This window comes from Thermaerobacter sp. FW80, from assembly GCF_004634385.1.
GTDB classification, from domain to species: Bacteria; Bacillota; Sulfobacillia; order Thermaerobacterales; family Thermaerobacteraceae; genus Thermaerobacter; species Thermaerobacter composti.
Genome location: NZ_CP037895.1, coordinates 155,305 through 167,379 on the forward strand (window position 1 = coordinate 155,305; position 12,075 = coordinate 167,379).

Below are 12,075 nucleotides of genomic sequence, written 5' to 3' on the forward strand. Positions count from 1 at the left end.
GCGGGACCGGGGCCGCGGCGCGGCGGACTGGCGCGGGCTCGGTGGCGCTCACCGGCCCGCCCAGCCAGCCGGTTCATCCCGCACCGAAGCGCGGGATCGGGTGCTCCCCCAGGGCCACGTGGATCACCTGCCGCTCGCAGTAGAACTCGAAGCTGTAGTCGCCGCCCTCCCGGCCGATGCCGCTGTCCTTCATCCCGCCGAAGGGCGTCCGCAGGTCGCGCACGTTCTGGGAATTGAGCCACACCATGCCGGCGTCGATGGCCTGGCCGACCCGGTGGGCTCGCCCCACGTCCCGGGTCCAGACGTAGGCCGCCAGCCCGTAGCGGACGGCGTTGGCCAGGCGGACCGCCTCGTCCTCCGTGCGGAAGGGCGTCGCGACCACCACCGGCCCGAAGATCTCCTCCTGGAACACCCGCATGCCCGGCCGGGCGCCAGCGAAGACCGTCGCCTCGAGGTAGTTGCCCCCCGCGAGCTCCGGCGGGAGCCCGGGTGGCCGCCGCCCGCCGGTGAGAAGCTCCGCCCCCTCGGCCCGCCCGGCCTCCACGTATCCCATCACCCGCCGCCAGTGCTCCGGGTGGATGAGCGGCCCCAGCTCCGTGCGCGGGTCGGCCGGGTCGCCGATGCGGATCCGAGCCGCCCGCCGGGCCACGGCCTCGACCACGTCGCGGTAGACCGGTTCTTCCACCAGGAGCCGCGACCCCGCCGTGCACCGCTCGCCGTTGAGGGAGAAGACGCCGAACACCGCGGCGTCCACCGCCCGCTCGAGGTCCGCGTCGGCGAAGATCACCACCGGCGACTTGCCGCCCAGCTCGAAGGAGTACCGCTTGAGGGTGGCGGCCCCGTTGGCCATGATCGCCTTGCCCGTCGTGGTCTCGCCGGTGAAGGAGATCAGGTTGACCGCCGGGTGGGCCACCAGGCTGGCCCCGGCCGGCTCGCCGAAGCCGTGGACCACGTTGAACACACCCTCCGGCAGCCCCGCCTCCGCCACGATCTCCGCCAGCAGGTGGGCGGAGAGGGGCGCCCACTCGGCGGGCTTGAGCACGCAGGTGTTCCCCGCCGCCAGGCAGGGCGCCACCTTCCAGGTCGCCAGCATGAAGGGGGTGTTCCACGGGGTGATCAGACCCGCCACCCCGACGGGCTTGTGGACCACGTAGTTGACGAACCGGTCGCCCACCTGCCAGACGTGACCGCCCAGGTCCTGGATCCGCCGGGCGAAGAAGCGGAAGTTCTCCGCCGCCCGGGTCGCCTGCCCCCGCGCCTGGCTGATGGGCATGCCCGTGTCCAGCACCTCCACCCGGGCGATGGCCTCGCTGCGGGCTTCGATGCGGTCGGCGATGCGCTCCAGGTACCGGGCCCGCTCCGCCGGCAGCATCCGCGGCCACGGCCCCTCGTCGAAGGCTCGCCGGGCCGCCTGCACCGCCGCGTCGACGTCGTCCGGGCTGCCCTCCGCCACCTCCGCCAGAGGCCGGTTGGTGGCAGGGTTCAGGGTGGTGAAGAACCGGCCTTCCTTCCCCGGGACGAACCGACCGCCGATGAAGTGCAGCGCCTGCCGGGGGACGGCGGCCGCCGGCGTGCCCGCGCCTTGCCCCTGTTGGTGGACCGCCTCTCCCATCGCTCCGCCCATGACCTCACGCTCCCATCGGCCATCCCCGCAACCGCCGCCCGGTCGCCTCGATCACTGGCCATGGCCGAGGGCGACCATCCGTACGACGCAACGGGCCATGGCCACCGCCCAACGGCCGTCCGCTTGACCCGGCCGGACCCCATCGCCCCGCGGTAACCCACCCTCAAACGGTCTCGGGTCACGCAACCGGCCTCGGGTCACGGCCCGGTGGGCGGCGTCCCCACGGGTCCGGCCCGCGGCCCGGTGTCTAGCCCGCTGCGCGGCCCGCCGGACGCCGGTTCCTCCACCACCGGGTTCTCCAGCGCCCCCAACCCGTCGATCTCCAGCCGCATCACGTCGCCCGGTCGGACCGGGCTGATGCCCTTGGGCGTTCCGGTCAGGATCACGTCGCCGGGCTCCAGGGTCATGAACTCGCTGAGGTACGCCACCAGCTCCGGCACCCGGCGCAGCATCTGGGAGGTGTGCCCCTGCTGCCGCAGCTCCCCGTTGACGTACACCCGCATCCCCAGCGCGTGGGGGTCGGCGATCTCCCCCTCCACGAGATAGGGCCCCAGGGGACAGAAGGTGTCCCAGCCCTTCGCCTTGACCGGCGGCCGGTAGACGTTGGTGATGAAGTCCCGCACCGTCACGTCGTTGGCGATGGTGTAACCGCCCACCACGTCGTAGGCCCGTTCGGGCGCCACCCGCCGGCACCGCCGGCCGATGACCACCGCCAGTTCGATCTCGTAGTGGACGAACCCGGCCCCCGCCGGCACCACCACGGGCGCCCGGTGACCCACCCAGGTGTTGGGCGGCTTGAAGAAGAGGGCCGGTTCGTCCGGCACGGAAAGCGACAGCTCGGCGGCGTGGTCGGCGTAGTTCAGGGCCAAGCCGATCACCTTGCGGGGCTCGACGGGTGGCAGGAAGCTCACCGCGTCCTCCAGGTGGGGGCGGCCGGCCTCGTCGACCAGGATGCCGGGCTCGGCCAGGTATCCCTCGTGGTAGCGGCCGGCAGCGAGGAAACGGGCCCGCTTCATGCCGTCCCGCCTCCCGCCGCCCCGGCGGCGTCCGGCGCGGCGGTCGGCCCGCGCCGCCCGGAAGCCCCGGCCGCCCCCGGCGCCGGATCGGCCGTCGCACCGGCACGCGGGCCGGCGTCGCCGCGCCCGCTGACCCTGGAGGTCGGCCCCATCCCGCGGACCGCGATCCCGCTGCCCGCCCCGTCCGGCGAGCCGGTGGCGTCCCCGACCGCGGCGACCGGGCCGCCGGCATCCTCACCGGCGGCAGGTTCCCCGCCGCGCGGCACCGGCTCGAGCCCGTACGACGCCATGACCTGCCGCAGCCGCTCCTGGTTCGCCGGCGACGGCTCGCACAGCGGCGGCCGGTACACGGGGTGGATGCGTCCCAGCTGGCCCAGCACCCACTTCACCGGGCCGGGGTTCGTCTCCAGGAACAGGGCCTCGTTCATCGGCAGCAGGTGGTAGTGGAGGTCGATGGCCTCCCGCCAGCGGCCTGCGGCCACGTGGTCGTAGAGGGCCGCCACCTCCCGCGGCAGCACGTTCGCCGTGGCGCTGAAGTGGCCCACGCCGCCCACGGCCAGCATGGGGTAGCAGAGCAGCTCGATGCCCGAGTAGACGTGGAAGTCCCGCCCGCAGGCGTGGAGCACCTTGGAGACCTGCTCGAAGTCCTTGTTGGACTCCTTGACGCCGATGATGTTGGGGCAATCCCGGCGCAGCCGGGCCATGGTGGCCGGCTCCAGGTTCACCGCCGTCCGCCCGGGGATGTTGTAGAGGATCAAGGGCAGGTCGACCGCGTCCGCCAGCCGGCGGAAGTAGCGGTACAAGCCCTCCTGGGACGGGCGGTTGTAGTAGGGGACGATCACCAGGGCCGCATCGGCGCCCAGCTTCGCGGCGAATCGCGTGAGGCGCAGGGTCTCGTCCAGGTTGTTGGTGCCGGTGCCCGGGACGAACGCAACCCTTCCCCGGATGGTGCGGGCGGCCAGCTCCATCACCTGTTCCCGTTCCTCCAGGGACAGGGCGCTGGGCTCCCCGGTGGTGCCACAGACGGAGATGCCGTGGCTGCCGCTGTCGATCTGCCACTCGATGAGGTCGACCAGGGCCTTCTCGTCGATGACCCCGTCGGGGCGGAAGGGGGTCACCAGCGGGACGATGGACCCCTTGAGCCGCGCGATGTCCCGCGGCGCCGTCCTGGCCATGGTTCCGGCCTCCCCTCTCAAGGCGTCCCACGACGCATCCCACTTCCTGCGATAGGCGTCCCACGGCGCATCCCACGTCCTGCGATCGCGGGCCGGCGGGGCGAACGGCTCCGGATCCGGGAGGGTCGGCCACGACCCGCGAGCGGGACACCGAGCGGGCTTGGCGCGTCATCGCCTGCGCAGACGGATCCGTCCGGGGCAGGCGGGTCCGTCACGAGGCGGGACCACCCGTGGGGACGCCCGCCGGCTCCGGCCGGTTCGTCCGATAGGCGGCGACGGTGCGCAGCTTGTGCTGCCGGGCGAAGGCTTCGATGGCCTCCGGCTCCGCCCCGGCCCGGATCATCTCCAGCAGCTGGCGATGCTCTTCGATGGACTCCCAGCCCCGGTGGGGGACGTAGCGGAAGATGGTGCTGCGAATGCGGTCGAGGCGGTCCCACGTCTGGTGCAGGAGCTCGATGAGATAGGGGTTGGGGCATCCGGCGTAGATGGTGAAGTGGAACCGGCGATTGAGACGGCCGAAGGCCATGACGTCCAGTTCCTCGAGCGCCTCGGCCATGGCCCGGTTGATGGACTCCAGGTGCTGGAGGTCCACGGCCGCGAGGCGGGGCGCCGCGGCAGCCGTGGCGGCCCCTTCGAGGACGGCCAGGACCTCCATCAGGTGCTCCCATTGGCGGGGGTCGGCCGGCGCCACCTCGGCCCCGGCATGGGCGCGGTAGACCACCCAGCCCTCGGCCTCGAGGCGACGGATCGCCTCCCGGACGGGCACGGGACTGACCCCCAGCTCCCGCGCCAGGGCGTCGATCACCAGCCGGTAGCCCGGGCCGTAGGTCCCGTCGAGGATCCGCTGGCGGATGACCTGGTAGGCATGCTCCTGTTTGCTGCCCATCCCACGGCCCCTCCGTTCGGCCTGGGCGGACCGCCGCCGTCGCGGGTGCCGCAGCCCCGGGGTCGAACCGGCCCGATGGCGTCGGATGCTATCTGAAATCATATAGGATCCACGAAGTGGCTGCCAACCCCCGCCGCTCGATCGTCCCGCCATCGCTCGCTCCGGGTGGCCGAGCCCGCACCCGCCACGGGCGGTCCGGACGGCGATCCGACCACGGCGACCCCCGTTGCGATGCCTTCGACCCCGGCGGCAACCCGCTAGGAATGATCCGCGACAGCCCATACTACGCCTGCCATGGCCAACCGCAACCTGGTGGAACGGCTCACGCGCGACATCCATACGGCCAGCGCCCGGCTCGGGGCGTATCTGGACGGTTGGGCCGCCGACCGGGCGACGATGGAACCCCTTCCCCGCGGCCTCGATGAGACCACCCGCCGCCTGGCCACGCTGCTCGGCCATGCCAGCGACCTGCACATCCGTCACCTGCGGCTGCCGGGCCAGGTCCGGGTGGCCGTCGCGGTGATCGACGGGCTGGCCGACGACGAGCTCATCCATCGCTTCGTGTTGGTCCCGCTGGCCCGCGTCCCGACCGGCATCGACACCCCGGAGAAGGTGGTGCGGTGGCTCGTCCGCCGCGGGCTGCAGGGAACCCGCCTGCAAGCGGCCCGCCGCTTCGACGACGTCGTGCGGGAGCTGCACCGCGGCAGCGCCGTGGTGCTGGTGGACTCGGTCGACCGCGCCCTCATCCTCGACTTCAGCGGCTTCGAACACCGGCTCCCGGAGGAGCCGACGTCGGAGGTGGTGACACGCGGGCCGCGGGAGGGCTTCACCGAGGTCCTGCGCACCAACCTGGCCGCCATCCGGCGCCGCCTGGCCGACCATCGCCTGCGCATCGAGGACTTCGAGGTCGGCCGCCTGAGCCACAGCCGGGGCGCCCTCCTCTACGTGCTCGGTCGCGCCGACCCCTTGCTGGTCGAGACCGTCCGCAAGCGGCTCGCCGCCGTCGACCTGGATACCGTGGTCGACACCAGCCAGCTGGCCGCGTTCCTCTCGGGGCGGCCCTGGTCGCCCTTCATGCAGTACCGCAGCACCGAGCGCCCCGACGTCTGCACCGCCGCCCTCACCGAGGGGCGGGTGGTCCTGATGCTGGACGGGACGCCCTTTGCCCTGATCGCCCCGGCGACCTTCTGGGACTTCCTGCAGAGCCCGGAAGACCACTACCTGCGCTGGCCCTTCGGGACCGCCATGCGTCTCCTGCGCCTCTTCGCCGTGTTCGTCAGCGTGATCGGCCTGGCGCTGTACGTGGCCATCGTCAACTACCACCATGAGCTGATCCCGACCAACATGCTGGTCACGATCCTCACCAGTCGCGCCGCCGTCCCCTATCCCACGGTGGTCGAGGCGATCATCTTGAACCTCGGCTTCGACCTCCTGCGCGAGGCGGGGGCCCGCATGCCCCGCGGCATCGGCGGTGCGCTGTCCGTGGTCGGCGCCTTGGTGGTGGGGGAGGCCATGGTGCGGGGTGGTCTGGCCAGCGCCCCGATGGTGGTGCTGGCCGCGGTGACGGCGGTCGCCACCCTCTCCCTGCCGACCTTCGCCGTCACGGTACCCTTCCGCCTGATCTCCTACGCCCTGTTGCTCCTGGGCAGCGCCTTGGGGTTGTTCGGCATCGCCATGGGGGTGACCGTCGTGGTCGGGCACCTGAGCTCCCTGGAGTCGGTGGGGAAGCCCTTCCTCGCCCCGCTGGCACCCTGGCGGGGTGGGGCGCTGCTGGAAGACGTCCTGGTGCGCATGCCGTGGACCCGGCACCGCAAGCCGGTGCCCTTCGTCCCCGTGGAGCGGACCTTCGCGCGGACGGCGGGGCCCACGCCATGAGATCGCAACGGGTCGAAGCCCTGCAGGTCGCCATCAACGCCATCATCGCGGTGACCACGGCGGCGCTGCTGTACCTGCCGCGGCCCGTGGTGGTGCGGGCGGGGCGGGATGGCTGGGTGGCGGTGGGCCTGGCGACGCTGCTCGGCATGGCCCTGGCCTGGTGCTGGTGGGCCCTGTTCTTCCGGCCGGAGCGGGCACCGGGCGAGCAGGCGTCGGGGACCCGGCCCGGCTGGGGCGATCGCCTGCTGGCCGCGGGCCTCGCCGGGTACGCCACGTACCTGACGGCGGTGCTCGTCGCCCAGGTCGCCACCGTGTTCGCCACGGTCCTGCCGGAGATGCCCGTCGCGGTGTTCGCCGCCGGGACGGCGCTGACGGGTTGGGTCCTGGCGGCCTACGGCCTGGAGGCGGTCTACCGCAGCGGCCAGGCGCTCTTCCCCCTGATGGTGGGGGCCAGCGTGCTCAACCTCGCCGTCGTGCTGGCGGGGAACGTGGACGTCCGCGAGCTGACGCCCCTCCTCGAAACGGGTCTCGGTCCGGTGATGGCCGCCTTGCCAGTGGCCTTGGCCTTCGCCGGCGAGGCGGTCGTCGTGCTGGCAGCCGCCGGCCGGGTCCGGGACCCTGGGCGCCTGCGCCGGGCGCTGCCCCTGGCCGTGGCCCTCTCAGGCCTCCTGCTGGTCGCCTACACCGCCGCCGCCGTCGCGGTGCTCGGGGCGACCGAGGTGGCGCGGTCCACCTTCCCCGTGCTCAGCCTGATCCGTCAGGTCCGCGCCAGCCTGTTCCTCCTGCGCCTGGAGATCCTCACGCTGTTCGCGTGGCTGACGGGCGCCTTCGTCCATCTGGGCTTGTTGCTGACGGCGGCCGGGACGGCCGCGTCCCGCGCTCTCTCCGTGCGGTCGCGATGGCACGGCGTGGTGACCGCCGTCCCCGCCGCCGGGGCGGGATGGTTGGGCGTGGTGGCGTTCGAAAGCGGTCCAATGCTTCTCGACCACGTGGAGCGGATCTTCCCGGCGGTGTCCATGACGGGGATGGCCTTCCTGCTGGTCGGCGGGTGGTTGAGCCTCAAGGGACGCCGGTCCAGCCGACCGCGACCGCCGACGCCCCGGACCGGGTCCCCCCGGTTGGACGGGAGGGAGGAGACCGGATCCGCTGGGTCTGCAAAGGCAGGTCCTTCCCGCCTCGAGGTCCGTGGCGCCGCACCCGGGTCGCGGCGGGCCGCGGCCCTGGGGATGCTCGCCCTCTCGGCCGGCCTGTTCCTCGGCGGCTGCTATGGCCGCATCGAGCCCGAGCAAGCCGCCGTGGTGACGGTGCTGGGCCTCGATCGAACCCGCAGCGACCGCCTGCTGCTGACCGTCGAGATCGTCGGCGCCCCCACCGCCGGTCCCATGGAACAACCGGGCAGCATCGCCCACCGGCTGCTCCACGCCGAAGGCCAGTCGCTCCTCGACGCGCAGCGGCGGCTGGAGCTGGCCGCGGGGCGGGAGATGCTGTGGAGCCACGTCAACGTGGTGCTGGTGGGGCGGGACCTGGCCCGATCGGGCCTCGAGCCCGTCCTGGACACCCTGTCCCGGCGCTACACCTTTCGCCGCAACGCCTTCCTGTTCGTCACCGACGGTCCGGCCGGCCAGTTCCTCCGCCGCCTCCACCCCGCCTTCGGCGCGCCGCGGTTCGTCGCCTTCCAGCGGATGATGCTTCGCCCCTCCGCCCGTCTCGGTCCACCCATCGATCTGAACGCCTTCCTGCGCACCGTGGGCCACGGGGGTGAGGATCCGGCGGTGCCCGTGGTGGATCTCGCCGCGTCGACGCTGACCGAGCCCATGGTGCGGCGCGTGGCCCTGTTCCGCGGCCTGCACCTGGTCGCCCTGGCGGACGAACCGGCCACCCGGGGCCTGTACTGGTTGACGGGCCAGCAAGAGGTGGACCGGCTGGTGTGGCCCTGCCCCGGGGATCCGCCGGGCCGTGGGTTCGGGGCCACCGCCGTGCGCAGCAGCAGCCGGCGGAGTGCCCGCTGGACCCCCGAAGGGCCTGCGGCCTCCGTGCGGGTGCGCGTGGAGGCGGACGTCGAAGAGTGGCGATGTACGGAGCCCCTGACGACGGCCGCCTTGCCGCGCGCCGAGGCCGCAGCGGAACGCGCCGTGCGCCGCGACGTCGCCGCCCTTATCGACTTGGCGCGGCGCCAGGGGGTGGATCCGGCCGGGTTCGGCCTGGAATTGCACCGCCGCGATCCCGCCGCGTGGCGGACCGTGGCCTCGCGGTGGCGCCGGCGCGTCGCGAGCCTCCCGGTCTCGGTGCAGGTGGACGTCCACCTGCGGCGCACCGGGTTGACGATGGGTGCGCCCTGATCCCACGGGCACCGGTCCCCGAGGCCGCGCGGGCAGGAACCGACTGCCAGGGGACGTATATGGCGGAGCGACGGGGCGGCAGCGTCCTCCCGCCGCCCGCGCAGCCCGTCCAGGGGGCCCAGGCCGTGGATTTCAAGGAATATGACCGATACGACGGTCTCGGTCTCGCCGAGCTCATCCGCTCGCGTCAGGTGAAGGCCGTGGAGGTGGTCGAGGCGGCCATCCGGCGCATCGAGGCCGTCAATCCCCGGCTGAACGCCGTGGTGGTACCGCTTTTCGAGCAGGCTCTCGAGCGCGCCCAGGCGATCGACGGTCAGCTCGATGCCGCCAGGTCCGGGACCGTCAGGGCCTCCGGTTCCGCCCCCGGTGACGCGACCGGTGGATCCCCGGCCACCACCGGCCACGCTACGGGTTATTCCGCCGGAGGCCCCTTCGCCGGCGTCCCCTTCCTCGTCAAGGACCTGGGCGAGGCGCTGGCCGGGGTGCCCTTGACCAACGGCTCCCGGGCGTATGCCGGGTTCGTCCCGGATCACGACGCCGAGACGGTGCGGCGCTACAAGGCGGCCGGGCTCGTCATCCTGGGGAAGACCAACACGCCCGAGCTGGGCCTCGTGGCCTTCACCGAGCCCGAGCTCTTCGGCCCCTGCCGCAACCCCTGGAACCTCTCCCGTACCCCGGGCGGCTCGAGCGGCGGCTCCGCGGCGGCGGTGGCAGCGGGCATGGTGCCCCTAGCCTCGGGCGGCGACGGCGGCGGATCCCTGCGCATCCCCGCCTCCCATTGCGGCCTCTTCGGCTTGAAGGCAAGCCGTGGCCGCACCCCGACCGGGCCCGACTTCGGCCAGCTGTGGCACGGTGCCGCGGTCTACGGGGTCGTCACCCGCTCAGTGCGGGACAGCGCCGCCATCCTGGACCTGCTGGCCGCGCCGGAGCCCGGGGCACCCTACGTGATCGCCCCGCCCCGCCGTTCCTACCTGGACGAACTCGGCCAGGACCCTGAGCCGCTGCGCATCGCCATGGACACCCGCTCGCCCGTCGGCCGGCCCGAGGATCCCGAGTGCGTGGAGGCGGTGCGGCGGGCCGCGCGCCTGTTGGAGGAACTCGGCCACCACGTGGAGGAGGCCCGCCCGGAGATCGACGGCCTGGCCCTGGCCCGCAGCTACCTCACGATGTACTGCGGGGTGGTGGCGGCGGAGGTGCGGCGGGTGCGGGAGCTGCGGGGTCCGGAGGCGGTGCAGCAGCTGGAGCCGGCTACGCGGATGCTGGGCCTTCTGGGTGAGACCGTCAGCGCGGGGGAGTTCAGCCGCGCCCTGGACCAGTGGGACCAGGCCGCCCGGGCGCTGGGCCGGTTCTTCCAGCAGTGGGACCTGTACATGACGCCCACGGTGGCCCGGCCGCCCGTGGCCATCGGGGAACTGAAACCGTCGCCGGCCCAGGAACGGCTGATGAAGGTGCTCAACGGCCTGGGCGCCCTGGGCTCGGGGCGGATCTACCGGGCGGCGGGCATCCTGGAGACGGTGGCGCTGGAAAACCTGGCCGCAACCCCCTTCACCCAGCTGGCCAACCTGGCCGGGGTGCCGGCCATGTCGGTGCCGCTCCACTGGACGCCGGAGGGCCTGCCCATCGGCGTCCAGTTCGTGGCGCCCTTCGGCGGCGAAGACGTGCTCTTCCGCCTGGCGGGGCAGCTCGAGCGGGCGGCGCCGTGGTGCGAGCGGCGGCCGCCGCTGCCGTGATCCCGCGGGCCGGCCGGTGGAGTCGGGCGTAGAAGCCCGCGGGTCCGGCAGCGGGCGCCCCGGGTTGCCCTTTTTAACCCGTTCAGTCCTCAACTCCCCGGGTCGCCGCGGGCGGCCGCTGGATCCTTGGCAGCGGGGCCTGCGGGCGCCTTGTGGCTGCCCTGGCCGCAGCCAGCAGGACCAGCGGCGATACGACAAGGCCCGCCCCGATGTAGGCCGGCGTGTAGTACGGCAAGGCTTCAGCTTGAAGGACGCCGAGCCACTCCTGACCCTTGAAGAGGTCCAGATGGGCCAGATAGGTGAGATGGGCACCGCCCAGGATCACCACGCGCTCCATCGCCGCCGCCACCACGCCCAGGGCGGCCACCTGGGACCACGGGTGTGCGGTCTGCCTGCGACGGCTGACCCAGCCGACGAAAAGGCCGCCCACCGCGTACGGGATCGTGCTCATGAGCAGGCCGCTCGTCCACACCGCCGCGGGGGCCAGGGGGCGTTGTGCCAGGCGCTGAAATCGGTCCGGCCGAGCAGGAGCATGGCGAACAGGATGACCAGCCCCAGGACCTGGGGCGTCAACACGTATGCCACTCCGGTCACCGCCAGCGTCAGGACGCACTCGATGGCAGGCACCGTCGGATCATCTCCCCTCAGCCCGGGGCCGGCCAAGGCACACGGCCAGGTCCGCAGCGATCAGCACCAGATACGCCACCAGAGGCAGCAGGACGACCAACCGCACGGGCGACATCAAGAAGGGCACCGCCAGGATCGCCGTTCCTCCCGCCAGGGACAGGTCATAACCCAGGAGCCTGGCGGTACGGGCACGCGGGTTGAGCCGCCGTTTGGCCAGCGGCGCCCAGCTGAGGGAGAGCAGGGCCAGCAGGGTTGCGAGCAAGATCATGCCAGTGCTGTGGAACCGGCCCCCCTGCACGTGGTAAGGGAGCCAGAAAAGGGCCCCATAGAGGACCGCCGCAGAACCTGCCACCCCCACGAGCAGCGGCGGCACCGCCGTGATCCGGTCGACCGTCTTCACCCCCGTCTTCACCCCATCCATCGCGTTCACCCCTCCATGTATCAGCAGTCTCAGTAGGCGGTCGCCATCCCGTACATCAGGAGCAGGACAAGCACCGCCAGGTAGACGGGCGCCACCGCCACCGCGGCGAGATCCGTCCGGCCCCGCTGCATCGCCACCCCCGCCCCCACCAGCAGCAGCGGCCCCAGAGCACCGAGGGTGGCCAGCACCGCCGACAGGCCGAGCAGATAATAGCACGGCCCCAACGCGCAGATCGCCGCGACGAACAGCCATCCCGGCCGTCGCCGCACCAGGCCAAGGACCGACGCCGCCACCATGGCGAGCGCGGCACCGATGCCTGCTGTCAACTGCACGGTGACGGCGTGAAGATCGAAGGGCACGATCTCCCACCTCCCCCGGGAGC

The 12,075-nt window shown here is 72.8% G+C and carries 11 protein-coding genes; 3 read left to right on the forward strand and 8 right to left on the reverse strand.

The genetic code is table 11. The features are described from left to right. Positions 1 to 73: 73 nt before the first annotated feature. The 4 genes from hpaE to E1B22_RS00680 form a co-directional block, all read right to left on the reverse strand. Positions 74 to 1,624 carry a 5-carboxymethyl-2-hydroxymuconate semialdehyde dehydrogenase gene (gene hpaE / locus E1B22_RS00665; protein WP_243123509.1) on the reverse strand — a complete coding sequence of 517 codons (1,551 nt, stop codon included), beginning with the start codon at positions 1,622 to 1,624 and terminating at the stop codon, positions 74 to 76. Positions 1,625 to 1,821: 197 nt separating this feature from the next. After that, positions 1,822 to 2,640 (reverse strand): fumarylacetoacetate hydrolase family protein, encoded by an 819-nt coding sequence (locus tag E1B22_RS00670; RefSeq protein ID WP_243123512.1) that lies wholly within the window; start codon positions 2,638 to 2,640, stop codon positions 1,822 to 1,824. Then, positions 2,637 to 3,815 (reverse strand): 2,4-dihydroxyhept-2-ene-1,7-dioic acid aldolase, encoded by a 1,179-nt coding sequence (gene hpaI / locus E1B22_RS00675; protein ID WP_243123514.1) that lies wholly within the window; start codon positions 3,813 to 3,815, stop codon positions 2,637 to 2,639. The genes E1B22_RS00670 and hpaI overlap by 4 nt, the downstream gene beginning before the upstream one ends. Positions 3,816 to 4,026: 211 nt before the next feature. Beyond that, positions 4,027 to 4,701 (reverse strand): GntR family transcriptional regulator, encoded by a 675-nt coding sequence (locus tag E1B22_RS00680; protein WP_135224162.1) that lies wholly within the window; start codon positions 4,699 to 4,701, stop codon positions 4,027 to 4,029. A gap of 294 nt (positions 4,702 to 4,995) precedes the next feature. Between E1B22_RS00680 and E1B22_RS00685 the strand changes: the two genes are divergently transcribed. The 3 genes from E1B22_RS00685 (at position 4,996) to E1B22_RS00695 (ending at position 10,645) form a co-directional block, all read left to right on the forward strand. After that, positions 4,996 to 6,576: a spore germination protein gene (locus tag E1B22_RS00685; protein WP_135224163.1), complete on the forward strand. Its 1,581-nt coding sequence runs from the start codon at positions 4,996 to 4,998 to the stop codon at positions 6,574 to 6,576. Beyond that, positions 6,573 to 8,915 (forward strand): Ger(x)C family spore germination protein, encoded by a 2,343-nt coding sequence (locus E1B22_RS00690; RefSeq protein ID WP_135224164.1) that lies wholly within the window; start codon positions 6,573 to 6,575, stop codon positions 8,913 to 8,915. The genes E1B22_RS00685 and E1B22_RS00690 overlap by 4 nt, the downstream gene beginning before the upstream one ends. A 125-nt stretch (positions 8,916 to 9,040) precedes the next feature. Next, positions 9,041 to 10,645, forward strand: a complete 1,605-nt coding sequence (locus E1B22_RS00695) for an amidase (RefSeq protein WP_135224165.1) — start codon at positions 9,041 to 9,043, stop codon at positions 10,643 to 10,645. A gap of 82 nt (positions 10,646 to 10,727) precedes the next feature. Here E1B22_RS00695 and E1B22_RS00700 read toward each other — a convergent pair whose 3' ends face one another. Genes E1B22_RS00700 through E1B22_RS00715 form a run of 4 tightly spaced genes read right to left on the reverse strand, consistent with a single transcriptional unit; the run spans position 10,728 to position 12,052 of the window. Then, positions 10,728 to 11,096, reverse strand: a complete 369-nt coding sequence (locus E1B22_RS00700) for a hypothetical protein (RefSeq protein ID WP_135224166.1) — start codon at positions 11,094 to 11,096, stop codon at positions 10,728 to 10,730. Beyond that, positions 11,093 to 11,272 carry a hypothetical protein gene (locus E1B22_RS00705; RefSeq protein ID WP_135224167.1) on the reverse strand — a complete coding sequence of 60 codons (180 nt, stop codon included), beginning with the start codon at positions 11,270 to 11,272 and terminating at the stop codon, positions 11,093 to 11,095. The genes E1B22_RS00700 and E1B22_RS00705 overlap by 4 nt, the downstream gene beginning before the upstream one ends. 7 nt (positions 11,273 to 11,279) lie before the next feature. Next, on the reverse strand, positions 11,280 to 11,693 hold the full coding sequence (locus tag E1B22_RS00710; protein WP_135224168.1) for a hypothetical protein: 414 nt from the start codon (positions 11,691 to 11,693) through the stop codon (positions 11,280 to 11,282). 29 nt (positions 11,694 to 11,722) lie between these two features. Continuing rightward, the gene (locus tag E1B22_RS00715; protein ID WP_135224169.1) at positions 11,723 to 12,052 is read right to left on the reverse strand and encodes a cell wall arabinan synthesis protein; all 330 of its coding nucleotides are present in this window, start codon (positions 12,050 to 12,052) and stop codon (positions 11,723 to 11,725) included. Positions 12,053 to 12,075 lie beyond the last annotated feature (23 nt).

What these genes read in the sequence shown, in the direction of transcription:
- hpaE (WP_243123509.1), bottom strand. Translation starts at nt 1,624, where the DNA reads ATGGGCGGAGCGATGGGAGAGGCGGTCCACCAACAGGGGCAAGGCGCG.
- E1B22_RS00670 (WP_243123512.1), bottom strand. Translation starts at nt 2,640, where the DNA reads ATGAAGCGGGCCCGTTTCCTCGCTGCCGGCCGCTACCACGAGGGATAC.
- hpaI (WP_243123514.1), bottom strand. Translation starts at nt 3,815, where the DNA reads ATGGCCAGGACGGCGCCGCGGGACATCGCGCGGCTCAAGGGGTCCATC.
- E1B22_RS00680 (WP_135224162.1), bottom strand. Translation starts at nt 4,701, where the DNA reads ATGGGCAGCAAACAGGAGCATGCCTACCAGGTCATCCGCCAGCGGATC.
- E1B22_RS00685 (WP_135224163.1), top strand. Translation starts at nt 4,996, where the DNA reads ATGGCCAACCGCAACCTGGTGGAACGGCTCACGCGCGACATCCATACG.
- E1B22_RS00690 (WP_135224164.1), top strand. Translation starts at nt 6,573, where the DNA reads ATGAGATCGCAACGGGTCGAAGCCCTGCAGGTCGCCATCAACGCCATC.
- E1B22_RS00700 (WP_135224166.1), bottom strand. Translation starts at nt 11,096, where the DNA reads ATGAGCACGATCCCGTACGCGGTGGGCGGCCTTTTCGTCGGCTGGGTC.
- E1B22_RS00710 (WP_135224168.1), bottom strand. Translation starts at nt 11,693, where the DNA reads ATGGATGGGGTGAAGACGGGGGTGAAGACGGTCGACCGGATCACGGCG.